Below are 25,328 nucleotides of genomic sequence, written 5' to 3'. Positions count from 1 at the left end.
GGTACCCATTTCGCTCGAAAACGCTCTAACCCTAATTCTCAAGGAGAAGAACCATGCCATTGGGCGGACTACAGCATTACACCATCGAGCCGCAGGATCTCGAGCGCACCAAGGAGTTCTATTGCGACGTGCTCGGGCTCGAGAACGGCGACCGGCCACCGCTCGATTTCCCCGGCTACTGGCTCTATTCGGGCGGCCAGGCCACCGTCCATTTAATGGGCACCCGCAAGCCGCGGGATGGGATCGTGGTGCGCGGCACCGAGAAGAAATATGAGGACACCGGCCGCCTCGACCATATCGCCTTTGCCGCCACCGACGTCGAAGCCGTGCGCACGCGCCTGCAGTCGAAGAACGTCACGTTCCGCGAGCAGATCGTGCCGCGCACCGGCGACACCCAGATCTTCCTCTACGATCCCGATGGCGTCGGGGTGGAACTGAACTTCCCGAAGAGCTGAACCGGCCTTCGCCGGATTACCCCTGCTCAACAATTGGCCGGCGCGTGCGTCGGCCAATTTTCATGTCGCGCAAGCGGTTCCCGACAAGGCCCTGACTCGGCCATCACTCGGGCGCGATCCGGTCCGTTTTTCTTCAACATTGAATGACGAATTAACCGGGCCGCGCCGCTGCGGCAGAATAGCCGGGTGCTGCGCCTTTAACCTACCCCAGGGCTTGGTGGCCCGGCTATTCGTCCCCACTTCGCCGCCGATGGATATTTAGTCGAGCCCGCGTTCGTGGCTGAGGCGGACCATTTCGTTGATGAAGATCTGTTTCTGCTTGTCGTCAAGGCTGGCAAAGAGCGGCTCCGCGGCGTCGGCGACGCCGCGCTGATCGACCGCGCGGTCGTTGAGGAACTGGGCCTCATTGCGCATCTGCTCGATGATGTCGTCAGGCGGATCGCGCTGCGCGCGCGCAATGCGCAGGTTGAGGCGATCGGCGCCGTTGTGGCCGAGATAGTGCATCGCGCTGTTGAAACCGGACCAGTGTTTCTCCTGCTCCGGCGTCAGATTCAGCTCCTTCTTGATCCGCTCGATGTTGGCGTCGCTGTTGGCGACCATCTGCTCAGCCGTGAGCTGCGGCGCCCCATCCTGGGTTAGCACGGCCGTCTGCTGTTTCGCGCCCTTGTCCTTGGCGGCGGCCTTGGCCGATTTGGTGCCCTTGGCGCCCTGCTTGTCACTGGGGGCCGGAGCCTGTGCATTCTTGCCGCCGCCAGCATTGGGGCTGGGGTTGTTGGCATTGTTGCCGGTGAACACCCCGGTCACGCCGGTCACCACCCCGACGACCCCGCCGATCGCGCCGCCCAGAACGCCGCCAACCGGTCCGGCGGCCTTGTTGCCCTCGCGCGCGCCCTTCTCGACGCCCTGCACGATCTGCGCATCGACGATACGAGGCACCGCAAGCAGCATGACGGTGGCGGCCCCAACCGCGGCGCACAATCGCCATTGTGCTCGCAGCTTCGCTACCGGGTTGAGCATGATCGGGTCTCCGTGATCGATGGTGGATTACAGAACTGATGCGGGGGTAGGTTCGACGAATCCGGACTTTATCGTTTCCAGCTTCGGCAAGTCTATTGCTCGCGCGGGGCATCAACATGACGGAACACGGCTCGATCAGGCTTGACCGGAAACCTGCGGCGCAACGGCGCACCGTCCGCGAATGTATAAGCGGCAACTCGTGCGTGCGTCGCAACATGATCGCAAGGCGTGCAGCAAACCGCCGGAAATTGCAGTGAGGCTGACGACACTGCCTGCGATTTGACCACAACGTTAGTTCTACGTGGCACAGGCATTACGTTTCTCGACAGCGGCCGGCAATTCTGTTCTGATTGGTGCAACGAAATCCCGCGATGTCGCGCGAACGCGACGCACAAAAAAGAACATCGGGATTCAAAAAGTCTTTTGTCCGTTGGCTACCAGGGAGGGAATGCCATGTCACGGAAGAAGCTTTCGCGCCGAGAATTCGTTGCAGCGACAGCGCTGTCATCGGCGGCGCTCATTACAGCCCCCTACGTGCGTGGCGCCTACGCAGCCGGAAAGCTCTCGATGGGCTTCTGGGATCACTGGGTGCCGGGCGCGAACAGCGCCTCGACCGAACTCGTCAATGAATGGGCCGCCAAGGAAAAGGTCGAGGTCCAGATCGACTACATCACCAGCCAGGGCAATAAGAACATCGTCACCATCGCCGCCGAGGCGCAGGCGAAATCCGGTCACGATATCTTCCAGATGCCGACCTGGTGGCCACAGGCCAATGCCGAGCTGCTCGAGCCGGTCAACGACATCATGGACCCGCTCATCAAGCTGAACGGCGACGTCAACGGCACGGTGAAATATCTCGGCCTGGCCGACGGCAAATGGCTCGGTGTTCCCGCCAGCGTCGGTAGCCAGATCAAGGGCCCCTGCTCGCGCATCGACCTGATGAAGAAGTATGCCAATATCGACGTGCAGGAGATGTATCCGGCCGGAAGCCCGCCGAAGGCGGACAACTGGACCCTCGATACGTTCCTCAAGGCGGCCGAGGCCTGCCACAAGGCCGGCTTCCCGTTCGGCATCGGTCTCGGCGAAACCAGCGACAATGTCGACACCGCCGGCGCGATCTTCAACTCGTTCGGCGCGCAACTGGTCGACGCCAAGGGCAACCTCACCGTCAAGACCGACGCGGTGCGCCAATCGCTTGAGTTCTACAAGAAGCTGCTCGCTTTCCTGCCGCCCGACGTCTCCGCATGGGACGATGCCTCCAACAACAAATGGCTGGTCGCGGGCAAGGGCGCGATGATCATGAACCCGCCGAGCGCGTGGGCGGTCGCCAAGCGCGATGCCCCGCAAGTCGCGGAGCAATGCTGGACCCACGGCTTCCCGGCCGGACCCAAGGGACGGTTCGCGCCCTATCTGCCGTTCTTCTGGTCGATCTGGTCGTTCTCGAAGAACAAGGAAGCGGCCAAGAGCCTGCTGTCCCATCTGTCGCAACCGGCATCGATCGAGAAGATGGTGGTCGCGAGCGGCGGCTACGACCTGCCGGCCTACGAAAAGCTCACGACGTTGAAGGTCTGGGAAGAGGTAGGGCCGCCCAAGGGCACGCTCTACCACTACCCGAACCCCTTCAAACACCAGACGCTGTCGATGGCGGCCTCGCCTGCGCCGCCCAAGGTCGCGCAGCAGATCTACTTCCAGGCCACCCTGACCAAGATGTGCCTGCGCTACTACCAGGGTGAAAGCATGGAAAAGACGCTCGCCTGGGCCGAGGGCGAGTGTGAAGGCTTCATGCGAAGCTGACGACAAGCGAGCTTTCGCGCGACCGCCCGTAGTGCCGGCCGCGCGAGGTCTCGTCTTCACATCCCGACCGCCGAACCGGCGAGCCGTGCAACCAACCCGCGCGAGGGACCTGCGTTATGGTTGACGTCGCATTCCAATCCAACCGCACAGCCGCAGCTCCGAGCGGGCGACGGCGCACCGGTCTGCGCAACGCGCTTCGGCGCAAGTCGATGGCTGCGTTCCTGATGACGCTGCCGCTGATCCTTCTGATCGTCATTCTCGTGCTCTACCCGGCCATCTACTCGCTGCATCTGGCGACGCTGAACAAGGCGATGACCAAGTTCGTCGGCCTTGGCAACTTCGAGTTCTTGTTCAAGCGCGAGACCTTCTGGCTGGTGGTCAAGCAGTCCTGCATTTTCGCGATCTCGGCAGTGGTCTTCAAAGCGCTGATCGGCTTCATCGTCGCGCATTTCGTGCACAACGTGCCGGCCAACAAGCAGCGCAAATGGCGCGGCATGCTGCTGGTGCCATGGGTGATCCCGCCGGCCATGAGCACGCTGGCCTGGCTGTGGCTGTTCGATCCGTCCTACAGCGCCTTCAATTACACGCTCTCGTTCTTCGGCATCGGGCCGATCCCGTGGACCGGCGATGCCATGTGGGCGCGCTTCTCGGTGATCCTGGTCAACGTCTGGTACGGTGCGCCGTTCTTCATGATCATGTATCTGGCGGCGCTGAAATCGGTGCCCGAGCAACTCTATGAGGCGGCCGCGATCGACGGCGCCAATTGGTGGCAGCGCATCTGGTATGTGACCTTGCCGATGATGCGCAACATCATTGCGATCACGACGCTGTTCTCGCTGATCGTGACCTTCGCCAATTTCGACATCGTGCGCATCCTGACCGCCGGCGGGCCGCTTGACCACACCCACATCTTTGCGACCTGGGCGTTCCGCGTCGGCATCGAGGGCAGTGACATTCCGCTCGGCGCCAGCGTCTCGCTGTTCATGGTGCCGATCCTCGCGGTCGCGGCGATCTTCATCCTGCGCGACATCACCAAACGCGGGAACGAATCCTGATGAGCACGGTGACGATCGACAAGTCCGGACCGACCCGCAAGGTCAAATACGGCAGCATGAGCCGCGATCGGACCTGGGCGCTGCGCTGGTCCTACTTCTTTCTCACGCTGTTTGCGATCTTCTCGCTGGTGCCGCCGCTCTACATGCTGATCACCTCGCTGAAGAGCAGTGCGGAGATTTCCGCGGCGACCAACCCGTGGTGGGTATATCATCCGACGCTCTCCAACTACGCTGAGTTGCTGACCTCGAACCAGTTCCTCCGCTTCTTCTGGAATTCGGCGTGGGTCTCGATCATCGTGGTCACCATCACGATGCTGATCAGCGTGCCGGCGGCATTCGCCCTTGCGCGGATGAAATTCTGGGGCTCGGCGACGCTCGCGACCGGGGTGTTCCTCACCTATCTCATTCCGGACAGCCTGCTGTTCATCCCGCTGTTCAAGATGTTCGCGGTGATCGGCGACTGGACCGGCATCCAGCTCATCAATCGCTGGTACGTGCTGCTGTTCATCTATCCGACGCTGACGGTGCCGTTCTGCACCTGGATCATGATCGGCTATTTCGCCTCGATCCCGAAGGAGCTCGACGAGGCCGCGATCATCGACGGCGCGAGCTGGTTCCAGACGTTGACGCGGATCTTCATCCCGGTCGCCCTGCCCGGCCTGATCGCGGCGACGATCTTTGCCTTCACCGTGTCCTGGGCCCAGTTCCTCTATCCGCTGGTGTTCACGACCTCGACCGATCAGCTCGTGCTGCCGGTCGGCATCATCACGACCCTGATCAAGGGCGACGTCTTCAACTGGGGACAGATCATGACCGGCGCCCTGCTCGGCGCCGCGCCGCCGCTGATCATCTACGCCTTCCTGATGGACTACTACATTGCCGGCCTGACCGCCGGTGCGACAAAGGGTTGAACGCGACAAAGGTAGGACTCATGGCTGACGTCAGTTTGCGTAAGGTGGTGAAGCGTTACGACGAGGTCGAGGCGGTGCGCGGCATCGACCTCGATATCGCCGACCATGAGTTCGTGGTGCTGGTGGGCCCAAGCGGCTGCGGCAAGTCGACGACCTTGCGGATGATCGCCGGCCTCGAGGACATCTCCGACGGCGACATCATGATCGGCGGCGACGTCGTCAACGATGTGCCGCCGAAGGACCGCGACATCGCGATGGTGTTCCAGAACTACGCGCTGTATCCGCACATGACGGTCGCCGAAAACATGTCGTTCGGGCTGCGGCTGAAGCACTATCCCAAGGCCGAGATCAAGAGCCGGGTCACCGAAGCCGCCCGCATGCTCGACATCACCGACCTGATCGACCGCAAGCCGAAGCAGCTCTCCGGCGGCCAGCGCCAGCGGGTCGCGATGGGACGCGCGATCGTGCGCAATCCGAAGGTATTCCTGTTCGACGAGCCGCTGTCCAACCTCGACGCCAAGCTGCGCGTGCAGATGCGGATCGAGATCAAGAAGGTGCACCAGAAGGTCCGCACCACGACCGTCTACGTGACCCATGACCAGGTCGAGGCGATGACGCTGGCCGACCGCGTGGTGGTGATGAACCACGGCAGGATCGAGCAGATCGGCACGCCCAACGAGCTCTATCACAAGCCGGCGACCAAGTTCGTCGCAAGCTTCATCGGCTCGCCCGCGATGAACTTCGTGCCGTGCCGGCTCGAGGATGTCGGCGGCAAGCTCAACGTGCGGCTGACCGATCGCCTCACCTTCCCGCTGCCGCCGGCGCGCGCCGCCCGCTACCAGGCGCTTTCCCGCACCGACAGGCTGTTGCTGGGCCTCCGGCCCGAGCATGTCATGGAGGCCCGCCCGCATGCCGAGCCCGGTATCGAGCCGTTCGATGCGGTGCTCGACGTCACCGAGCCGATGGGGATGGAGACGCTGGTCTATTTCACGCTCGAAGGCTCCCAGCTCTGCGGCCGGGTCAATCCCAACGCCGGCGCGCAGGATGGCAGCCCGCTCCGATTGGCTGTGGACCTCAACAATATGCATTTGCTAAATGAGGTGACCGGCGCCGTCCTTTGACGGCGTACAAGAAACCTCAAGGGCAGGAAATGGCCACCAACAAGAAGAAGATTTTCATCACCCAGACTCTGTCGCCGGGGGCACGGGTGCTCCTCAACGAGCGGGACGACGTCGAACTGATCGAATTTCCCAACCTGATCTCGGCCAAGGACTTCCAGTCCATGCTGGAGCAGCATGCACCGGTCCATGGCGTGGCGCTCGGCGCCACCCGGTTCGGCGAGGCAGAGCTGGAAGCCTCCAAGGGCATGATGGTGGTGACCCGGATCGGCGTCGGTTACGACGCCGTCGACGTGCCGGCACTTTCCCGCCGCAAGGTGCCGCTGATGGTCGCAGGCACCGCGAACTCGCCCTCCGTCGCCGAACAGGCATTGTTCATGATGCTGACGCTGGCCAAGCGCGCGAACGAAATGCACGCAATGGTCAAGGACGGCACCTGGGCGAGCCGGCTCGGCGTGCTGCCGTTCGATCTCTACGGCAAGACGGCCCTGATCGTGGGCTTCGGCCGCATCGGCACCCGCACCGCCAAGCGCTGCCTTGCGATGGAAATGAACGTGCTGGTCTACGATCCCTACAAGCCCGCCGGCGAGATCACGGCGGCCGGCTGCGAGGCGGTGCCGAGCTTAGAGGCGGCATTGCCGCGGGCGGATTTCGTCACGATCCACTGCCCTAAATCGCCCGAGACCGTCGGCATGTTCAACGCGGCGCGGATCAGGCTGATGAAGCCGACCGCCTATCTCATCAACACCGCCCGCGGCGGCATCGTCGATGAGAAGGCGCTGCACGACGCGCTGGTATCGGGCAAGATCGCCGGCGCGGGCCTCGACGTGTTCGAGGTCGAACCGCCACCGGTCGGCCAGCCCCTGCACGCTTTGCCGAACGTGATCATGGCGCCGCATGTTGCCGGCGTCACCGTCGAGGCCGTCGATCGCATGAGCGAGCAGACCGCGCGCAATATCCTGAGCGTGCTGGACGGCAATCCGCTGCGCCAGAATGTGATCAACCAGGACGTCCTCGGCTGACCGTTCAGCCTTCCTCTTGCGCCGCGGCTGATCCTTGCGATCGGCCCGGCGATGCGGAGTACCCACATGGCTTTCAAGGAATTCGGCAACTACGATGCGGTCGGTCTGGCCGAGCTCGTCCGCAACAAGGACGTGACGGCAAAGGAGCTGCTCGACGAGGCCGTCGCGCGCACGGCCGCCGTCGATCCGAAGATCAACGCGGTCGTCGTCAAGCATTACGACTACGCCGAACGCCAGATTGCCAAGGGATTGCCTGACGGCCCCTTCACCGGCGTACCGTTCCTGCTGAAGGACCTCGACCTGCTCGAGGGCACGCGTACCACGTCGGGCGCAAGCCTGCTCAAGGGCTTCGTTGCCGATCACAACGGCACGCTGGCCCAGCGCTTCCTCGACGCCGGCCTCACGATCTTCGGCAAGAGCGCGAGCCCCGAGTTCGGCCTGATGCCGACGACGGAATCCCGTCTGTTCGGCCCGACCCGCAATCCCTGGAATCTCGACCATTCCTCCGGCGGATCGTCCGGCGGTGCGGGGGCTGCGGTCGCCGCACGCATCCTGCCCGTCGCACACGCCAGCGATGGCGGCGGGTCGATCCGGATCCCCGCTTCGGCCTCTGGCGTGTTCGGCGTGAAGCCGACGCGCGCCCGCAACCCGTGTGGTCCCGACCGCGGCGAAGGCTGGGGCGGCTTTTCCGTTGGTCACGTGCTCAGCATCAGCGTCCGCGACAGCGCAGTCATGATGGATGCGATCCATGGCCCGGAGCCGTCGAGCCTCTACGTCGCGCCGCCGCCGGAGCGGCCGTTCTCCCAGGAGGTTGGCCGCGATCCCGGCCATTTGCGCATCAGCTTCACCGACAAGTCGCCCTATGGCGACGCCATCGATCCGGAGATCGCCGCGGCGGTCCGCGACATTGCCAAGCTGCTGGCGGGCCTCGGCCATCATGTCGAGGAGCGCGCGCCGCCGCTTGCGGCCGATCCGGCAGCGACCATGACGACGATCGTCGGCGGCAATACGGCGCTGACGATCCGCCTGCTCGAGCAGCGCGTCGGGCGCAAGCTGACCTCCGACGACGTCGAGCGCCTGACGCTGGCGAGCGCGGAGAATTCGGTCAAGCTGACACCGGTCGACTACGTCGCCGCGCAGCTTGCGGCATTCCAGATCTCGCGCGCGCTTGCGACCTTCTTCGAGGGCTGCGACATCTTCCTCAGCCCGACCTTGTGTGCGCCACCGCTCCGCCTCGGCGAACTGAACACGATGTCCGAGGATCTGACCCACATTGCACCGGTCTTGCGCCGCTACATGCCGGGGACCTCGATGTTCAACATGTCCGGGCAGCCGGCGATGTCGGTGCCGCTGGCCTGGAACAAGGCCGGATTGCCGCTCGGCATGATGTTCGCGGCCAAGCTCGGCCAGGAAGGTCTGCTGTTCCGGCTGGCCGGCCAGCTCGAACAGGTCCGTCCCTGGAAGGACCGCCGCCCGCCGGTCTCGGCCTAATAGCGTTTTCGAGCGAAGTGGCTCCCGGTTCGCGTCAAGAAACCGCGTCAGATAAAGAGCCCTGGAGCTTCGGCTCTGATTCAATCAGAGCCGAAGCTCCAGGCTGACAAAGGGTAGCCAGATCAGGTAGATAGGAAGGGCGTCGGCACGATTCCGCCGGCGTCATGCCTGGGAGACCGAACCGTGAGCGACCCGACCGACAATGCGCTCGCCGCAATCGCGAGCATTCTCGATCAGACGACGACGCCTCCCGAGACGGCCAAAGCAGCCGACAAGTCGCCGGACAAGACTGCGGACAAGGCAGCCGAGCCCGTCGAGGAGCCGCCGGTCTCCGTGGCGATGCCACCGCCTCTGCCATCGACCATCGGAGTCGTCTCCATCGAAGCCGTCGAGGTCGCGCCCGTCGAGCCGCCGCCGATCGAGCAGCCTGAGCCGGTCGAACCAGAGTCAGTCGAACCGAAGTCAGTCGAAGCAGAGTCAGTCGAACCCGTGCCGAGCGAGCCGGAGCCCGTCCGACCGCCGCCCCACCCAATTGAGGCCAACGGCTATTCAAAGTCCGGCCCAGGCCCGATGGCCGCGCTGCGCTTCCGCTGGACGGTGCGCGAGGACGACGGCCGCTACTATGTCGACGAGACCGTCGGCGAAGGATCGAGCCCTCACGTCAACGGCCCGATGGACAGCGACGCCGCGATCAAGTTCGTCGACGAACGCGAGGCCGAAGCGCGGCGGCGCTTCGAGCATTTCAAGCACGAGATGATCAGCCGTAGCGCGACCGCGCTTCGGGCGAGCAAGGACAGCAACGAGGGCTAGCCCTGCGGCGGCCTTGGTGGTCCCAGAAAGTCCTTCTTCGCGAGATCGACACCGGCGTGGCGCAGGATGTCGTAGGCCGTTGCGACGTGGAAGAAGAACTGCGGAACGCTGAAGGTCAGAATCAGGGATTTGCCCGTGAACGGCCTGGTCGCGCCGCTCCGGAATGTGAAGACGACGTCCTTGTCGGCGGCGGCCTCGATCACCGCCTGCGGCAGGCTCTGCGCAAAATCGATCGTGGCCGCAATCCGTGCTTTCAGCTCGGCGATATCGGGCTCCGCCTCAGCGAAGGCCGGCGGCGCGCAGCCCGCCAGCAACGCGCAGCTCAGGACGACGTGCCGGTTCGCCTCTCCGACTTGCTGGCGAAGGCTGTACATATCAGGCGAAAGCCGCATCGCCAGCAGCACGTCAGGATCGATGTTGCGAGCCCTGGCGTGGGCCTCCGCATGATCGAGCAGCGCGGAAAGACTGCGCAGATACGGCACATAGACGCCAACGGATGCTTCATGGAGCGAGATGGTCACTTTTGTACCCGCTATGCTGGCTCGATCGTCCCATCTGGTCTAAATGCTCCGCAACGACATGTCATGGGAATTGACGGAGACATCAGATGTTTCGCGCGCTTGCCGGCCTCGCTCTCGCTTTGCTCCTGTCTGCCGCGCATGCGCAGCAGGCGCCGTCGCGGCTCGACGAGATCGTCAAGCGCGGCACCTTGCGTGTCGGCATGACCGGCGACTACCTGCCCTTCACGGCGCTCGACAAGGAGACGAAGGCGTTCCGCGGCTTCGACGTCGACATGGCGCAATCGCTCGGCAAGGCGCTCGGCGTCAAGGTCGAGTTCGTGCCGACATCGTGGCCGCAGATGATGATGGATTTCGAGGCCGACAGTTTCGACATCGCGATGGGCGGCGTCTCCATCACCTTCGACCGGCAGAAGAAGGGCCTGTTCTCTACCCCGATCATGCGCGAGGGTAAGACCCCGATCGCGCGGTGTGCGGACAAGGACAAGTTCGAGACGATCGCCGAGATCGACAAGCCGGGCACCCGCGTCATCGTCAATCCCGGCGGCACCAATGAGCGCTTTGCCCGCGCCAATGTGAAGACCGCCGAGATCCGCGTCTTCAACGACAATACAAAAATCTTCGACGAGATCGCCAAGGGCGACGCCGACCTGATGATGACCGATGCGTCCGAGACGCGCTATCAGCAGAAGCTGCATCCCGGCGTGCTCTGCGCCGTGCACCCCGACAAGCCGTTCGACTTCGCGGAGAAGGCCTACTGGATGCAGCGCGACGTCGCCTTGAAAGCGTTCGTCGACCAGTGGCTTCATATCGCGCGCGAGGATGGCAGCTACGCGAAAATCTATGCTGCGTGGTTTGAATAGCGTGCGGCAAACGCGTGCATGAATTGACGCGCTCGGTCTGAAACCAGACTGCAATCCAGGCATTTGAACCAAAGCCGTGAGGCTACGACTCATATCTTGGGCGTGATTTGGTCACGTTCAACGAGGCGGTCCCTACGTAGCTTTGTCAGGTAGCCTCGGGACGGAATTCCTGCACTGGAGGTCGAGATGAGGAAGCTTCTCGCGATCGCCACGCTTTTGTTGGCGGGCACGGCGGCCGCGCAGGCGCAATACACCTTCGACTATGACGGCCGTACCATCCGGATCGTGGAACGGTTTCGATCCCCGGCGTCTACGACAATACTCCTCGCCGCACCAAACGCGCCAAGGGCGAGGACGCCGGGCAGAAGCGCAAGCCGGCTTCGACCGAAGCCAAGACTGACGCCAAGACAGCTCCCACGACAAATCCCCAGGCCGCGCCCGGCGCGCCGCCGGCGGCTGCAGCGCCCGCCCCGGCTGCCGTTGATCAGGCAGCTGCCCCGGCGGCGCCCACGCCAGCGACAGCTACGGAGCCAGCCAACACGAGCGTCGCGGCCACGCCGCCTCCGGCTGCTGCGGCGACCACGCCTCCACCGCCACCCGCGCCGCCAGTTGTGCAGCAAAGCGTTGCACCGGCGCCAAGGCCCGCCCTGGCGCCGACGGTCGGCGCCGTCGCGCAGCCTCCGGCCGCTGCGCCCAGGCCGGCAGCTAATCCCGTGCTGACAGCCAATTCACCGCTCGGCGTCTGGCTGACCGAAGAGAAGGAAGGCAAGGTCCGCATCGAGCAATGCGGCGCCAATCTCTGCGGCTACGCCGTCGACAAGAAGTCGAACGTCAACGGCGAACAGATTCTGATCAACATGAAGCCCGGCAAGGACAAGTGGAGCGGCCGCATCTTCGATCCCAGCAGCGGCAGCACCTACGATTCCACCATCGCGATGAAGAGCTCCGATACATTGCGCGTCCAGGGTTGCGCGTTCGGCGGCATGTTCTGCGGCGGCCAGACCTGGACGCGGGTGAATTGATCGCCTCCATTGGAAAAGCAAAAGCCCCGCTTCATGAGCGGGGCTTTTTTCTTGGCTGGCTACGACGTCTCAGCCGACCTGGCCGTTGTATTCCTCGTCGGTGACGTGCTCCATCCAGGTCGAAAACACGCCGTCGAGCGCCTCCTGCATGGCGATGTGGGTCATGCTGTTGCCGGGGGACGCGCCATGCCAGTGCTTCTCGTTCGGCGGGATCCAGACGACGTCGCCGGGGCGGATTTCCCTGATCGGGCCGCCCTTGGCCTGCACGCGGCCGATGCCTGATATCACGTAGAGCGTCTGTCCGAGCGGATGGGTGTGCCAAGCCGTGCGTGCACCGGGCTCGAACGACACGCGCGAGGCGTTCAGCCGCGCCGGCGCCGGCGCCATGTTGATCGGGTCCTGCAGCACGCTGCCGGTGAAGTTCTCCTTCGGCGCGCGGCGGGTCGGCCGCGAGCCGGAAACGTGGATATCCATGGGGTTACCTCCCTCTCTTGAAGTTATTTCTTGCTTGCGGCGTAGCGCGCCTTGGTCTCGGCATTCATCGGATAAAGGCCCGGCAGCTGCGCGCCATTGTTCACCTCGTTGACGATCCAGGCTTCCATCCGCTCCTGCTCCGGCCCTTCGGCCAGTACATGATCGAGGAAGGCTTGGGGGATCAGCACCGCGCCGTCCTGGTCGGCCACCACCACGTCGTTCGGAAACACGGCAACGCCGCCACAGGCGATCGGTTCACCCCAGCCGACGAAGGTCAGGCCTGCGACCGATGGTGGAGCGGCGTAGCCGTCGCACCAGACCGGCAGGCCGGTGCCGAGCACGCCCTCGACGTCGCGCACCACGCCGTCGGTGATCAACGCCGTCACCCCGCGCTTGACCATCCGCGCGCAGAGGATATCGCCGAAAACGCCGGCGTCGGTGATGCCCATCGCATCGATCACGGCAATGCAGCCCGAAGGCATCGCCTCAATCGCGGTACGGGTCGAGATCGGCGACGACCAGGATTCCGGCGTCGCCAGATCCTCGCGGGCCGGCACGAAGCGCAGCGTGAAGGCGGGTCCGACAAGCCGCTTCTGCCCCGGCTTCAGCGGCTTGGTGCCGCGCATCCAGATGTTGCGCAGGCCCTTCTTGAGCAGGACGGTGGTGATGGTGGCGGTGGATACGTGCGACAGCGTCGCGATCGCTTCGGCGGACAGTGACATCTGGAAAGGTTGCTCCGATGGGAGGAAAAGACCGGCGCATGTTGCCGGGCAAAGGCGTTGCGTCAAGGGCTGCGCGAAAATGCTGCGATCATCGAAACTTATCGCCGGCATGCCGATTAATTTATTGAAGTTGCTGTATCTTTTTGCACGAGACGAATTCCGTTTCGCTGCAAAACACGCTAGCTTGATGGCCAACGAGTCCGTTTGATCCAATGGCCGAAACGCTAGCTCCTCCCCGCCTTTTGCCGAGTGGCGACAGCGCCATCACGGTGGAATTCAGCCGCACCATCGACGACGCCGCCAACCGGCGGGTACTCGCGCTCGACCGCCTGATTGCAGCCGAGCCGATCACAGGCATCACCGAAACCGTGCCGACCTACCGCTCGCTGCTGGTGCATTACGATCCCGTGCAGATCACCTTCGATGTGCTCGGCGAGCAACTGCTCGCGCGCGCCGCCAAGGCGCCGCCGAGCGAAACCGGAACGCGACGCTGGCGCATCCCGGTCACCTATGGCGGCGAGCACGGCATCGATCTCGAGGATGTGGCGAAGGCGCTCCAGACCACGCCGGACCAGATCGTCGCGCGCCATGTCGCCGGCGATTATTGCGTCGCGATGATCGGTTTCACGCCGGGCTGGTCCTATCTCAGCGGGCTGGAGAAATTCCTGCACATGCCCCGGCGCAAGGACCCACGGCTGCTGACCCCGGCCGGCACCATCTCGATCGGCGGCATCCAGACCGGCGTGCAGTGCCTGGCCGGCCCGAGCGGCTGGCACCTGCTCGGCCGCACCCCCGTGCGAACCTACCAATTGCATCGCGATCCGACCTTCCTGCTGGAGCCGGGCGATGCCATCACCTTCACGGCGGTCGACGCCAAGACCTTTGCCGAACAGGATCGCGCCGCCGAGGCCGGCGAGTTCGTCGCAGAACTGGTGACGCCATGAGCAAGCTCGTCGTCAGCTCGATTGGCCCGGCAAGCTCGGTGCAGGACGGCGGGCGACCGGGCTCGCAGCGCTACGGCCTGGTGCCGAGCGGCGCGATGGACCGGCTTTCGCTCGCCGCCGCCAACACGCTGGTCGGCAATGACCTGCTCGCCGCCGCGGTCGAGATCGGCCCGTTCGGCGCGGCCTTCACCGCGCGTGGCGGTGCCGTGCGCGTCGGGCTCGCCGGCGCGCCGCGCAATGCCGATATCGGCGGCCGCGCGGTTGCTTTCGACGGTACGGCCACCCTCGCCGAGGGCGAGACGCTCAATCTCGGGTTCGCACGCGGCGGCTCGTTCAGCTATCTCGCGATCGAGCACGGCATCGAGGGCGAGCCGATGTTCGGCAGCCTCGCCGTCAACGCCCGCGCCGGGCTCGGCAGTCCGTACCCGCGGCCGCTGCAGAGCGGCGACGAGCTGAAGACGCAGGCTGCCAGCGGCGCCGCCGAACGCCGCATCGAATTGCCGGCCGCCACCGATGCGCCGATCCGCATCGTGTTCGGCCCGCAGGACGACGAGTTCGCGGAAGAGAACAAGAAGCTGTTCACCGACAGCGAGTGGAAGATCTCGGCCACCAGCGACCGGATGGGCTACCGCCTCGAAGGCCCGGTGATAAAACACCTCGACGGCCACAACATCGTCTCCGACGGCACCGTGAACGGCAGCATCCAGGTGCCCGGCAACGGCCAGCCGATCGTGCTGATGCCGGACCGCGGCACCAGCGGCGGCTATCCGAAGATCGCAACCGTGATCACGGCCGATTTCGGCCGCTTCGCGCAGATCTCGGCCGGCCGGCCGTTCCGCTTCAAGGCGGTGACGATGGCGGAAGCGCAGGCCGAGGCGATCAAGTTCCACGCGCTGCTGCGGTCGCTGCCCGACCGCCTCCGCGGCATCGAAGACTTTGGCCTCAACATCGAGGCACTGAGAGATGCTAACGTCGCGGGCCAGGCGGTCAGCGCCATCGACGCCGCGACGTGGCAGGTCGCCGTCCCGTAGAATCAAACCAACAACAAGCGGATCTGTTGTCATGACCTCAACCATCGACCTCAATTGCGATCTCGGCGAAAGCTTTGGGCCCTGGGAAATGGGCAATGATGCCGCGATGATCGAGCTTGCGACCTCGGTCAACGTCGCCTGCGGCTTCCATGCCGGCGACGCCGACATCATGCGCAAGACGGTCGAACTGGCGAAGGCGCGAGGCGTCAGCGTCGGCGCCCATCCCGGCTATCGCGACCTGCACGGCTTCGGCCGCCGCCCGATGCCGGGACTGACATCCTCGGAGATCGAAAACCTGATCGCCTACCAGATCGGCGCCTTGCAGGCGATCGCGACCGCGGCCGGCCACAAGGTCACCCATGTGAAGGCACATGGCGCGATTTCCAACGTCGCCTGCGAAGATGACATGACGGCCAAGGCGATCGCCAATGCGATCAAGGCGGTCGACCCCAATCTCATCTTCGTGGTGCTCGCGAACTCGAAGCTGGTGCGCGCCGGCGAAGCCGCCAATCTCAGGATGGCGCATGAGGTGTTCGCCGACCGCGCCTATGAGGACGACGGCAATCTGGTGTCGCGCAAGAAGCCCGGCGCGGTGCTGCACGATCCCAAGGCGATCGCCGAGCGCGTAGTACGGATGGTGCAGGACGGCGCCGTCGTCTCGGTTACCGGCAAGGTGATCAAGATGCAGACCGATACCGTCTGCATCCATGGCGACACACATGGCGCCGTCGAGATCGCGCGCGGTTTGCGTGAGGCGTTGAGCAAGGCCGGCATCACGGTCGCGCCGTTCAAGACCGCGCACTGAGCCGTCAACGCATCGACTGACAAGGGCTGGCCGCTGCGCCGGCCCCTTTAGATTCCGTTAAGAGTCTTCTTAAACCCAAACTTGCCGTTTGATTGCTAGGTGCAGCTTCCGAGCCTTTGATTGTCCTCTCAGGAAAATTGGGTACGAAAGCATGTTCCGCACCAGCCTCTCCCTCGCAATTGCCGCGGTTGCCACGGCCGCCTTCACCAGCGCAGCATCCGCCGGCTGCTCCAGCTGCTACACGCCGCCGCCCCAGCCCTGCACGACCTGCTACCAGGTGCAGAGCGTGCCGCCGCAATATCGCACGGTGCAGGAGACCGTGATGGTGGCGCCGGGCCGCGTGATCGCGCATCGCACGCCGGCGCAGTTTCGTACCGTGATGGTACCGAGGACGGTGATGGTCGCGCCGGAGGGCGTCGCCTATGAGCGCATCGCGCCGCAATACGCCACCCAGGAGCGTACCCAGATGGTCTCGCCGGGCTATTCCTACTACGCGCCGGTGCAGCCGACCTGCAACACCTGCGGCGGTGGCGGCGGTTACGGCTACGGATATGGATACGGCTCCGGATACTGAACGACCAGCATCCCGCCAACACAAAGCCGCCGCCTGAGAAAATCAGACGGCGGCTTTTGAATTTTCTGAAAACGTCAGAACGGATGGACGGACAGCGTGCCAAACACGATGGCCGCGATCACCGCGAAGGCGCCGTAGAGCGCCGCGGTATGAATTCCGCTTCCGGACTTCCTTGAAACTTGTCGCGCGTAAAAGTGCAGGCGGGCTTCCGCCGATAGTTCGCGCATGGTCGATCTCCAACGCCCCATTCTCGGGCATATGGAATATCGTTCGCGCCGGGATTCAAGCGGGCGGCGAAAATAGCGATACCGCCACCTCGGGGAACTCGGTTCCGAGTGGAATATTCTTTCTCGCGAGCTGGCTCGAGAATCTTATTCGTTGCAGTTCGAGGCGTCGGGAACCTGCGCCAGTCCCGCAATAACCGAAAATCTCGAAAACAACCCCATGCAAAGTAGCCGGAGGTGGATAGTTGAGGCGCGGCCGCTGCCGCGTCTGTTGCTCATCCTTGTCCCAGCAACAAAACGCACCGGCTGTGCACGTCCCGGTGGAAGCGGCCGCTGCGTCGCGCTCAGGGCTTCCAGCGCCCGATCCTGAAGGCCGCCAGATGCCCCAGAACGTCAGTGGGATCGAAGGGCGGACCGGCGAACGCGCCGATGGCATTGGAGGCGCCGACCGGCCGGCCCGATGCGGCGTCGTAGAGATCGGGCCGGAACACCGCCATGGCAGCCTTCAGCGCCTCCGGCTTGAATGGCGTCTGGCCCCAGCGAACCATCTGGGCGTAGAGCCATGCCGCCTGCCCCGGGTCCGGCCGCGCAGCCGCCTCGCGCCCGACCAGCAAATAGCGATTGCTTTCGCGCATGGTGCCATCAGGCGCGATCTTCAGCCGGCCATCGAACGTGCGCTGGATGACGCTGGCGTCGACGCCGATCCGCTCGGGCTGGGCGAGGATACGCGCCACCTCGGACCGGTTTTCGGGCTGCTCGATGAATTCCGCGGCGCGCAGATGCGCACGCACCAGCGACGCCACGGCGTCGGGATGTTTCTCCGACCAGGCCTGGCGCACCGCCAGCACCTTCTCGACCGCACTGAGCAGAATGTCGGAGACGAAGTGCAGGATATGGCCGATGCCGAGATCGACAGCGACCGAATTCCAGGGCGCGCCGACGCAGAACGCGTCGACATGGCCGTTGGCGAGACTGTCCACCATGTAGGGCGGCGGCAGCACCACGAGCTGGACGTCCTCGTCCGGATCGACGCCGCCGGCGGCCATCCAAAACCGCAGCTGATAATTGTGGGTCGAGAACGGGAAGGTCATGCCGAAGGTCAATGGCTCTGCCCCGCTCTTCCGCCGCTTCGCCACGACACGGGCAAGCGCCTGCGAGGTCGCCATCGGGTCGAAGCGGTCGCCGTCGATCTCTTCCATCAGCGCTGCATGCAGCGCCGGCGATACCGTGATGGCGTTGCCGTTGAGCCCGAGATTGAACGGCGTCGCGATCGGCACCTTGACGTGGCCAAGCCCGAGACTCGAGGCGATCGCCACAGGCGCCAGCAGATGGGCCGCGTCGAACAGGCCGATGTTGAGCTTGTCGCGGACGTTCGACCACGACACTTCGCGCACCAGCGTGACGTCGAGGCCTTCGGCCGCGGCAAAACCCTTGTCGACAGCTACGATCAGCGCGGCAGCGTCCACCAGCGGAATGAATCCGATGCGCAAAGGTGTGGTCATTTCAGCAGCTCCGACGCCGTCAGGATCGATTGCGCGATCTCCCCGATTTTCTTCTTCTCGCGCATCGCGGTCGAGCGCATCAGCACATAGGCCTCCTCTTCGGTCAGCCCCTTCACCTTCATCAGGATGCCCTTGGCGCGGTCGATCACCTTGCGCTCCTCCAGCGCATGCTTGGTGCGGTCGAGCTCGTCCTGCAGCTTGGAGAAGGCATTGAAGCGGGAGACGCAGAGATCGAGGATCGGCTTCATCCGCTCCTTCTTGAGGCCGTCGACGATGTAGGCCGAGACGCCCGCCTCCACCGAGGCCTGGATCGAGGCGGCGTCGCTCTGGTCGACGAACATCGCGATCGGCCGGCGGACGGCACGGCTGACCTGGAACATCTGTTCCAGCACGTCGCGGCTGGGGTTCTCGAGGTCGATGACGATGATATCGGGGTCGAGCGCGTAGATCCGCGAGAGCAGGCTCTGCATCTCGCTGATATGGACGACGTCGGTATAGCCGGCCTCCCGCAGCCCCTCCTCGAGGATGGCTGCGCGGATCGGGCTCTCGTCGACTATGACGATCTTGGGAGACGACTCAGCGCTCATCGACGACTCTTAAGGACCCGGCAAAGCCATCCATAACATGCCGGAAGCCCCTGGAAAGGGTTGTAATTCTCGGCAATTGGGACTAGCTCCTGCCCATCAATCAGGCAGATTTGGGTAGATATGCAAGAGGCGGCCGCGCCTTGGGGTGCTCCTGAGACAACGAATGTAAGCTTTTCGGCGCACGCTCCCAAAGAAAGGCCGTCCGGAAGCGGCGGTCATCTGGACTATCAACTCGTCAGTCCCGGCAATGATCTGCAAGAATGACATGTTCGAGCCAATGCTCGTCGCGTGTCCTGTATTCGTCCCGGCCTGTCCCACATGTGCGTGCATGTGGGCGCCCCATCGCTGCAGCGGGCAAGTGCAGCCGAGACGCGGGTGTGACGCCCCTGCGATGATGTCGCTATAGATTTTCGAGCCGAACCGCAGGATTTGCATGGCGACTTTTATCCATATAGCCGATCAGCGCATGGCTCGCCGAATTCTTCGCGGAGGCATTCACGCAACAGTCCTTGTATCTCGAGCGCCAAATACCGAGGCCCCTCGCCGTGGCGTGTCTTGCGTGCCTGTCGTCGCCAATTTCCAAATGACGTTTCAATGGCTCAGGGAGCTGAAACGCCGCGGCCACAGATCGGCTTGCGGGATTCAATTCCGCATCGACGATACAGAACCGGTTCTTGTTGGACACTACAATCAGGCGCCGCAAGAAATGACCGCGGCGGAAGCTGTTGCATTCTTCCTTCAGACTGAGGACTCGCGCGGGCTTCAAGTAGTGGTCCCGCGCACGATCATAACTCGGGAAATCACAAGTATCCGGTCAGTTCCGCAAGTGACCGGCTGGCGCTTCTACCCGACAGCGAAGGGCAGGCGGCCCCTGTGGCCAGCTAACGGCGAAACAAACGGGTCAAGGCTTCGTCGCAGGATCGAGCAGCAGAACAAGAGCCCTTGGGAACTGTAGAACTTTCATCGCTTCGTTGAGTTCGATCGGAACGAGTTTCCACCCATCAGGATACTTTCAGTGTCCTTGGCCCCGGCTGGCTTCAGCTTTTTCCGTCGCAGGCCGAACGTAGCGGTTGAATCTTCTTATCACATCAATTAGTTAGATCGCCGTATCCGAACAATTCAGATCAGGCTCCAGGCGACCACATGGAAAGAGCGCCCCATATTTCGTTCGTTAGTCTCGGCTGCCCCAAGGCGCTGGTCGATTCCGAGCGCATCATCACCCGGCTGCGCGCGGAAGGCTATGAACTCGCGCGCAAGCATGACGGCGCCGACATCGTCATCGTCAACACTTGCGGCTTCCTCGACAGCGCCAAGCAGGAATCGCTGGCCGCGATCGGCGAGGCCATGGCCGAGAACGGCAAGGTCATCGTCACTGGCTGCATGGGCGCCGAACCGGAGCAGATCGAGAGTGCCTATCCCGGCGTGCTCTCGATATCAGGGCCGCAACAATATGAGAGCGTTCTGGACGCCGTGCACCGCGCGCTGCCGCCGGCGCACAATCCGCACCTCGACCTGGTGCCGCCGCAGGGCGTCAAGCTGACGCCGCGGCACTACGCCTATCTGAAGATATCCGAAGGCTGCAACAATCGCTGCAGCTTCTGCATCATCCCGAAGCTGCGCGGCGATCTGGTGTCCCGGCCGGCCAATGACGTGCTGCGCGAGGCCGAGCGGCTGGTGAAGGCCGGCGTCAAGGAATTGCTCGTCATCTCGCAGGACACCTCGGCCTATGGCGTCGACCTGAAATACGCCGAGAGCCCCTGGCACGATCGCAGCGTCCGCGCCAAATTCTTCGATCTCGCGAAAGAGCTCGGCGAGCTCGGTGCCTGGGTGCGGCTGCAATACGTCTACCCCTACCCGCATGTCGACGAGGTGATCGGCCTGATGACCGAGGGCAAGGTGCTGCCCTATCTCGACATCCCCTTCCAGCATGCGAGCCCGGACGTGCTGCGCGCGATGAAGCGGCCGGCCGCGCAGGAGAAGACGCTGGCACGGATCCAGAAATGGCGCGAGCAGTGCCCGGACCTGACGCTGCGCTCGACCTTCATTGTCGGTTTCCCCGGCGAGACCGATGCCGATTTCGCCTATCTGCTCGACTGGCTCGATGAGGCCGGGATCGACCGCCTCGGCTGCTTCAAATACGAGCCGGTGGCCGGTGCCACATCGAACGCGATCGGCAATGCCGTGCCCGACGAGGTCAAGCAGGAGCGCTGGAATGCGCTGATGGCGCGGCAGCAGAAGATTTCGGCCCGGCGCCTCAAGCGCAAGGTCGGCACCCGCCAGCAGGTGATCATCGACGAGGTCGGCCCGACGGTTGCAAAAGGCCGTTCAAAGGCCGACGCGCCCGAGATCGACGGCGCCGTCTATCTCACCAGCCGCCGCCCGCTCAAGGTTGGCGAGATCGTCACCGCGAAGATCGAGCGCTCCGACCAATACGACCTGCACGGCAGCGTCGCCGGATTCTAGCTCCAGGCCATTCCTTCAAGACCTCCACGGGTGTCGGGCATCGCCCGTTCGAGTGAACCCGGCGACAGCCTGGGCTCACAAAGCAGTGGCGGCCATTCGGTCGTACGGAGCCTGGTCTTGCGGCGATCATGGAAGCGACTGTTGGTACGCGGCCGGCTGGCGGCCGCCGTCCTGATCTGGCTGGCGCCGGGGCTCGCCGCCACGGCTGCTCTCGCCGGGCCTCAGCCATCATCCGAAGCCGCGGCACAGGCCTGGTGCTTCGGCAACAAAGATCCCGCACAGCGCATCGGGGGCTGCAGCTTCCTCCTCGCCCTGCGCAAGTTGCGGGAGAAGCAGCGCGCCGGCGCCTCCCTCAACCGCGGCGGCGCCTTTCTCGAAAGCAACGATCTCGACCGCGCGATCGCCGACTTCACGGACGTGATCAAGTACGAGCCGATGCGCGCGAAGGGGCTGGCCAACCGCGGCGAGGCTTATCGCCGCAAGGGCGATGTCGCTGCGGCGATCGCCGATCTCGATCGGGCCATCGCGCTCGATCCCAGGGATGCGATCGCATACTACAACCGCGGCATCGCCCACAGCGACCGTGGCGAACCTGATCTCGCCATCGCCGACTACAACGAAGCCATCCGCTTTAGCCCGAAGGATGCCTGGTACTACAACAATCGCGGCAACTCCTACATCGACGCCAAACAACCGGACCGCGCGATGGCCGACTATGATCGCGCCATCCGTCTCGATCCGAAATTCGCGCTCGCCTATTACAATCGCGGCAATGCCTATCGCGGCCGCGACGATCTCGAACACGCGCTGGCCGACTACGACACGTCGCTCCGGCTCGATCCCCGCTATGCGCCGGCCTACGGCAACCGCGCCCGGCTGTTTCGCGATCGTGGCGATATCGATCGGGCACTGGCCGATCTCGATCAATCGCTGCGGCTCGATCCGGCCGGCTACCGCGACTATTACGCGCGTGGCAATTTGCATCTTGGACGGCAGGATTACCCGCGTGCATTCGACGATTTCAGCAACGCGATCAAGTTCAATGCGAAATACGCGGCAGCACTCAACGCGCGTTGCCTGACGCGCGTGATCCTGGGCCAGGCGCAGCAGGCGCTCGCGGATTGCGAGCAGTCGCTGCAATGGAAGCCGGACGATCCCTACACGCTCGACAGCCGAGGAATCTGCCGCATGAAGCTTGGCGAGCTCGACGCCGCGATCGCCGATTTCGATGCGGCGCTGAAGATCAACCCGAAACTGCCGAGCTCTCTCTATGGCCGCGGCGTCGCACGGCGCAAGAAGGGCGACGCCGACGCGGCACAGGCCGACATCGCGGCCGCCCAGGCAATCCAAGCCGACATCGCCAGGGAATTCGCGCCCTACGGCGTCGAGTGACGCGCTGTCGGCGCTTGACATCGCCTGCCCTCCCGCTGTATGGCCCTGCGCCATGAAGCTGAACCGGACCCACCGCCAGGCCATCCGCCGTCGTCGCACCCGCGACGATGATGGGCTGCGCCATGTCCGACGCCAGTGCTGATTAGCTAAAATCAGCCAAGGTTTTCGAGAAGGCCGCGCCCCCAAAGCGCGGCCTTCTCGCTTTTCGGCCTGCCCTTTCCCAACACTGACCCAGAGGAGATCGATATGACCAACGCCACGCATCCGTTCGACGCGCTGATGGACATCACTGCCCGCCCTGAAGTCGTGTTCGTGCGCGGCGCTGGCTCGTATTTGTGGGACCACAACCGCAACCGCTTTCTCGACTTCGTGCAGGGTTGGGCCGTGAATCCCCTCGGCCACTCGCCGACCATCGTTGCCGATGCGCTCGCCGCGCAGGCCCGGCGGCTGCTAACGCCGAGCCCGGCGTTCTACAACGAGCAGAGCCTGAAGCTGGCGAAGATGCTGGTCGACAACAGCTGCTTCGACCAGGTGTTCTTTGCCAATTCCGGCGCGGAGGCCAATGAAGGCGCAATCAAGCTCGCGCGCAAATACGGTGCCAAGTACAAGAACGGCGCGCACGAGATTATCACCTTCGAGGGCGGCTTCCACGGCCGCACGCTCGCGACCATGTCGGCCTCGGGCAAGAAGGCGTTCGAGCCGCTGTTCGAGCCGAAGGTCTCGGGTTTCCGCAAAGCCAGGCTGAACGACATCGAGTCGGTGCGGCAGCTGATCACGTCGTCCACGGTTGCGGTCATGCTCGAACCGATCCAGGGCGAAGCCGGCGTGTGGCCCGCGACGGATCAGTTTCTCAGGGAGTTGCGGGCGCTCACCCAGCAGCGCGGGCTGCTCCTGATCGTCGACGAGATCCAGACCGGCGTGGGCCGGACCGGAAAGCTGTTTGGTTACGAGCATGCCGGGATCACACCCGACATCATGACGCTCGGCAAGGGCATCGGCGGCGGCGTGCCGCTCGCTGCGCTGCTCGCGACCGAGCATGCCTCGTGCTTCGATCATGGCGATCAGGGCGGCACCTTCAACGGCAATCCGCTGATGTGCGCCGCCGGCCTTGTCGTGCTCGATCAGGTTGGTCAGCCAGATTTCCTGAAATCGGTTGTCGACGCCGGCCTCTTGCTCGAGCGCGAATTGCAGCGGCTGTCGGCGCGGCACGGGCTCGGCGAGATCAGGGGCCGTGGCCTCCTGCTCGCGCTCGATCTCAAGATGCCGATCGGCGCAGCCGTCGTCGCCGAGGCGTTTGCCGCCGGCGTGCTGATCAACTCGCCGCAGCCGGACACGCTGCGCTTCATGCCGGCGCTCAACGTCACGCGGGAGGAGATTCTTGCGATGACCGACTGCCTGGATACGGTGCTGACGAAGGTGGGCGCGGCACGACGGGTGGCCTAACCGGTCCCCGCAACGTCATTGCGAGCGAAGCGAAGCAATCCATCCCTCCGAGTATTCGGAACAATGGATTGCTTCGTCGCTTCGCTCCTCGCAATGACGCGAAAAACTACGGCCGCAGGATCGCCGCGCCCGTGGTCGCCCGGCTCTCCAGCTCGATATGCGCCTTCGCCGCATCCTTCAGCGCATAGGCGTGATTGATCGGCACGTGCAGCTTGCCGTTGATCACGGCCGCGAACAGCGTGTCGGCGCCTTCGAGCAATTCCTTGCGGGTGCCGACATAGTCGTTGAGCTTGGGCCGCGTCGCGAACAGCGAGCCGTGGTTGTTGAGCTCGGTGAGCGCGAACGGCGGTACCGGACCCGACGCATTGCCGAACGAGACGAACAGGCCGCGCGGCCTGAGGCAGGCCAGCGATCCCGGGAAGGTCGTCTTGCCGACGCCGTCATAGACGACATCGCAGAGTTCGCCGCGGCTGATCTGCTTGACGCGTTCGACGAAATTCTCCTCGTTGTAGAGGATGACGTGGTCGCAGCCATTGGCGAGCGCGATGTCGGCCTTCGCCTTGGAGCCGACGGTACCGATAACATTGGCGCCGAGCGCGTGCGCCCACTGGCAGGCCAGCAGGCCGATGCCGCCGGCCGCGGCGTGGATCAGCACCCGATGGCCCTGCTCGACCTTGAAGGTCTTGTGCAGCAGATACCAGACCGTGAGCCCCTTGAGCATCAGCACGGCGCCCTGCTCGTACGTAATGTGGTCGGGCAGCTTGACGAGCTTGTCCGCCGGGATGACGCGTTCGGAGGCATAGCCGCCGAGGTTGTAGTAATAGGCGACGCGATCGCCGGGATGGAAATTGGTCACCCCTGGACCGACGGCCAAAACCTCGCCCGCGGCCTCGTTGCCGGCGATGAACGGCAGGCCGGGCGCCTTGTAGAGGCCGGTGCGGAAATAGACGTCGATGAAGTTCAGCCCGACCGCGTGCTGGCGGATCCGGACTTCGCCCGTCCCCGGCGGGCCGACCTCGACGTCCTCATAGGTCAGGACTTCCGGGCCCCCCACCTTGTGCACGCGCACAGCCTTGGTCATGTCGGTCGCT

General features: G+C 64.1%; 24 protein-coding genes and 1 pseudogene. 17 read left to right on the top strand and 8 right to left on the bottom strand.

Going from position 1 to position 25,328, the window contains the following annotated elements:
- The first annotated feature begins 53 nt into the window (after positions 1 to 53).
- The gene (locus WDM24_RS20275; protein ID WP_338832224.1) at positions 54 to 455 is read left to right on the top strand and encodes a VOC family protein; all 402 of its coding nucleotides are present in this window, start codon (positions 54 to 56) and stop codon (positions 453 to 455) included.
- 258 nt (positions 456 to 713) lie between these two features.
- On the opposite strand, the gene WDM24_RS20270 is transcribed toward WDM24_RS20275, so the two are convergent.
- Entirely contained in the window at positions 714 to 1,472 is a 759-nt protein-coding gene (locus tag WDM24_RS20270) for a Spy/CpxP family protein refolding chaperone (protein ID WP_175619570.1), read from the bottom strand.
- A 453-nt stretch (positions 1,473 to 1,925) separates the two neighbouring features.
- On the opposite strand from WDM24_RS20270, the gene WDM24_RS20265 reads away from it, so the two are divergent.
- From WDM24_RS20265 to WDM24_RS20235, 7 genes are all read left to right on the top strand, one after another.
- On the top strand, positions 1,926 to 3,266 hold the full coding sequence (locus WDM24_RS20265; protein WP_338832223.1) for an ABC transporter substrate-binding protein: 1,341 nt from the start codon (positions 1,926 to 1,928) through the stop codon (positions 3,264 to 3,266).
- A 116-nt stretch (positions 3,267 to 3,382) separates the two neighbouring features.
- Entirely contained in the window at positions 3,383 to 4,321 is a 939-nt protein-coding gene (locus WDM24_RS20260) for a sugar ABC transporter permease (protein WP_338832222.1), read from the top strand.
- The gene (locus tag WDM24_RS20255) at positions 4,321 to 5,232 is read left to right on the top strand and encodes a carbohydrate ABC transporter permease (RefSeq protein WP_338687933.1); all 912 of its coding nucleotides are present in this window, start codon (positions 4,321 to 4,323) and stop codon (positions 5,230 to 5,232) included. The genes WDM24_RS20260 and WDM24_RS20255 overlap by 1 nt, the downstream gene beginning before the upstream one ends.
- A gap of 20 nt (positions 5,233 to 5,252) precedes the next feature.
- Positions 5,253 to 6,353, top strand: coding sequence for a sn-glycerol-3-phosphate ABC transporter ATP-binding protein UgpC (locus WDM24_RS20250; RefSeq protein WP_338832221.1), 1,101 nt, complete (start codon positions 5,253 to 5,255; stop codon positions 6,351 to 6,353).
- A 29-nt stretch (positions 6,354 to 6,382) separates the two neighbouring features.
- Entirely contained in the window at positions 6,383 to 7,372 is a 990-nt protein-coding gene (locus WDM24_RS20245) for a hydroxyacid dehydrogenase (RefSeq protein WP_338832220.1), read from the top strand.
- A 66-nt stretch (positions 7,373 to 7,438) separates the two neighbouring features.
- Positions 7,439 to 8,863: an amidase gene (locus WDM24_RS20240; RefSeq protein ID WP_338832219.1), complete on the top strand. Its 1,425-nt coding sequence runs from the start codon at positions 7,439 to 7,441 to the stop codon at positions 8,861 to 8,863.
- A 183-nt stretch (positions 8,864 to 9,046) separates the two neighbouring features.
- Positions 9,047 to 9,673, top strand: coding sequence for a hypothetical protein (locus WDM24_RS20235; protein WP_338687919.1), 627 nt, complete (start codon positions 9,047 to 9,049; stop codon positions 9,671 to 9,673).
- Here the strand turns inward: WDM24_RS20235 and WDM24_RS20230 are convergent.
- Positions 9,670 to 10,194, bottom strand: a complete 525-nt coding sequence (locus WDM24_RS20230) for a DUF1993 domain-containing protein (RefSeq protein ID WP_338832218.1) — start codon at positions 10,192 to 10,194, stop codon at positions 9,670 to 9,672. The two genes, WDM24_RS20235 and WDM24_RS20230, sit on opposite strands and share 4 nt — an antisense overlap.
- Positions 10,195 to 10,280: 86 nt before the next feature.
- Here WDM24_RS20230 and WDM24_RS20225 point away from each other — a divergent pair, with 86 nt between their 5' ends.
- Together WDM24_RS20225 and WDM24_RS20220 are read left to right on the top strand one after the other, a co-directional pair.
- On the top strand, positions 10,281 to 11,054 hold the full coding sequence (locus tag WDM24_RS20225; RefSeq protein ID WP_338687915.1) for a transporter substrate-binding domain-containing protein: 774 nt from the start codon (positions 10,281 to 10,283) through the stop codon (positions 11,052 to 11,054).
- A 186-nt stretch (positions 11,055 to 11,240) separates the two neighbouring features.
- Positions 11,241 to 12,076: pseudogene (locus tag WDM24_RS20220) on the top strand (DUF2147 domain-containing protein).
- Between the two features lie 69 nt (positions 12,077 to 12,145).
- Here the strand turns inward: WDM24_RS20220 and WDM24_RS20215 are convergent.
- Both WDM24_RS20215 and WDM24_RS20210 read right to left on the bottom strand, forming a co-directional pair.
- Positions 12,146 to 12,550, bottom strand: coding sequence for a (R)-mandelonitrile lyase (locus tag WDM24_RS20215; RefSeq protein WP_166295564.1), 405 nt, complete (start codon positions 12,548 to 12,550; stop codon positions 12,146 to 12,148).
- Between the two features lie 23 nt (positions 12,551 to 12,573).
- Positions 12,574 to 13,272 carry a ribonuclease activity regulator RraA gene (locus WDM24_RS20210; RefSeq protein ID WP_338687908.1) on the bottom strand — a complete coding sequence of 233 codons (699 nt, stop codon included), beginning with the start codon at positions 13,270 to 13,272 and terminating at the stop codon, positions 12,574 to 12,576.
- Between the two features lie 212 nt (positions 13,273 to 13,484).
- Between WDM24_RS20210 and pxpB the strand changes: the two genes are divergently transcribed.
- The 4 genes from pxpB (at position 13,485) to WDM24_RS20190 (ending at position 16,626) form a co-directional block, all read left to right on the top strand.
- Positions 13,485 to 14,216, top strand: a complete 732-nt coding sequence (pxpB, locus tag WDM24_RS20205; protein ID WP_338832217.1) for a 5-oxoprolinase subunit PxpB — start codon at positions 13,485 to 13,487, stop codon at positions 14,214 to 14,216.
- Positions 14,213 to 15,247 carry a biotin-dependent carboxyltransferase family protein gene (locus WDM24_RS20200; RefSeq protein WP_338832216.1) on the top strand — a complete coding sequence of 345 codons (1,035 nt, stop codon included), beginning with the start codon at positions 14,213 to 14,215 and terminating at the stop codon, positions 15,245 to 15,247. The genes pxpB and WDM24_RS20200 overlap by 4 nt, the downstream gene beginning before the upstream one ends.
- A 31-nt stretch (positions 15,248 to 15,278) precedes the next feature.
- Positions 15,279 to 16,052, top strand: coding sequence for a 5-oxoprolinase subunit PxpA (locus WDM24_RS20195; RefSeq protein WP_338832215.1), 774 nt, complete (start codon positions 15,279 to 15,281; stop codon positions 16,050 to 16,052).
- A gap of 151 nt (positions 16,053 to 16,203) precedes the next feature.
- Positions 16,204 to 16,626 carry a hypothetical protein gene (locus tag WDM24_RS20190; protein ID WP_338832214.1) on the top strand — a complete coding sequence of 141 codons (423 nt, stop codon included), beginning with the start codon at positions 16,204 to 16,206 and terminating at the stop codon, positions 16,624 to 16,626.
- 74 nt (positions 16,627 to 16,700) lie between these two features.
- Here the strand turns inward: WDM24_RS20190 and WDM24_RS20185 are convergent, their stop codons facing one another.
- The 3 genes from WDM24_RS20185 to WDM24_RS20175 form a co-directional block, all read right to left on the bottom strand.
- Positions 16,701 to 16,853, bottom strand: a complete 153-nt coding sequence (locus tag WDM24_RS20185; protein ID WP_338832213.1) for a hypothetical protein — start codon at positions 16,851 to 16,853, stop codon at positions 16,701 to 16,703.
- A 341-nt stretch (positions 16,854 to 17,194) separates the two neighbouring features.
- A complete protein-coding gene (locus WDM24_RS20180) occupies positions 17,195 to 18,352 on the bottom strand; it encodes a CmpA/NrtA family ABC transporter substrate-binding protein (protein ID WP_338832212.1) in 1,158 nt (385 codons plus the stop codon).
- Positions 18,349 to 18,939, bottom strand: a complete 591-nt coding sequence (locus WDM24_RS20175) for an ANTAR domain-containing response regulator (protein ID WP_029081869.1) — start codon at positions 18,937 to 18,939, stop codon at positions 18,349 to 18,351. The genes WDM24_RS20180 and WDM24_RS20175 overlap by 4 nt, the downstream gene beginning before the upstream one ends.
- 1,143 nt (positions 18,940 to 20,082) lie before the next feature.
- On the opposite strand from WDM24_RS20175, the gene rimO reads away from it, so the two are divergent.
- From rimO to WDM24_RS20160, 3 genes are all read left to right on the top strand, one after another.
- Positions 20,083 to 21,402, top strand: a complete 1,320-nt coding sequence (gene rimO, locus WDM24_RS20170) for a 30S ribosomal protein S12 methylthiotransferase RimO (protein WP_338832211.1) — start codon at positions 20,083 to 20,085, stop codon at positions 21,400 to 21,402.
- A gap of 117 nt (positions 21,403 to 21,519) precedes the next feature.
- Positions 21,520 to 22,794 (top strand): tetratricopeptide repeat protein, encoded by a 1,275-nt coding sequence (locus tag WDM24_RS20165; RefSeq protein ID WP_338832210.1) that lies wholly within the window; start codon positions 21,520 to 21,522, stop codon positions 22,792 to 22,794.
- Positions 22,795 to 23,040: 246 nt separating this feature from the next.
- Positions 23,041 to 24,237, top strand: a complete 1,197-nt coding sequence (locus tag WDM24_RS20160; RefSeq protein ID WP_338832209.1) for an acetylornithine transaminase — start codon at positions 23,041 to 23,043, stop codon at positions 24,235 to 24,237.
- A 106-nt stretch (positions 24,238 to 24,343) separates the two neighbouring features.
- Here WDM24_RS20160 and WDM24_RS20155 read toward each other — a convergent pair whose 3' ends face one another.
- Complete coding sequence (locus WDM24_RS20155) at positions 24,344 to 25,318, bottom strand: quinone oxidoreductase (protein WP_338832208.1); 975 nt, start codon at positions 25,316 to 25,318, stop codon at positions 24,344 to 24,346.
- Between the last annotated feature and the right edge of the window lie 10 nt (positions 25,319 to 25,328).

It is taken from the genome of Bradyrhizobium sp. 27S5, assembly GCF_037217225.1.
GTDB lineage: Bacteria > Pseudomonadota > Alphaproteobacteria > Rhizobiales > Xanthobacteraceae > Bradyrhizobium > Bradyrhizobium septentrionale.
Note: the sequence above shows the minus strand (reverse complement) of the source record. Positions and strands in the feature narration are given on the sequence as shown.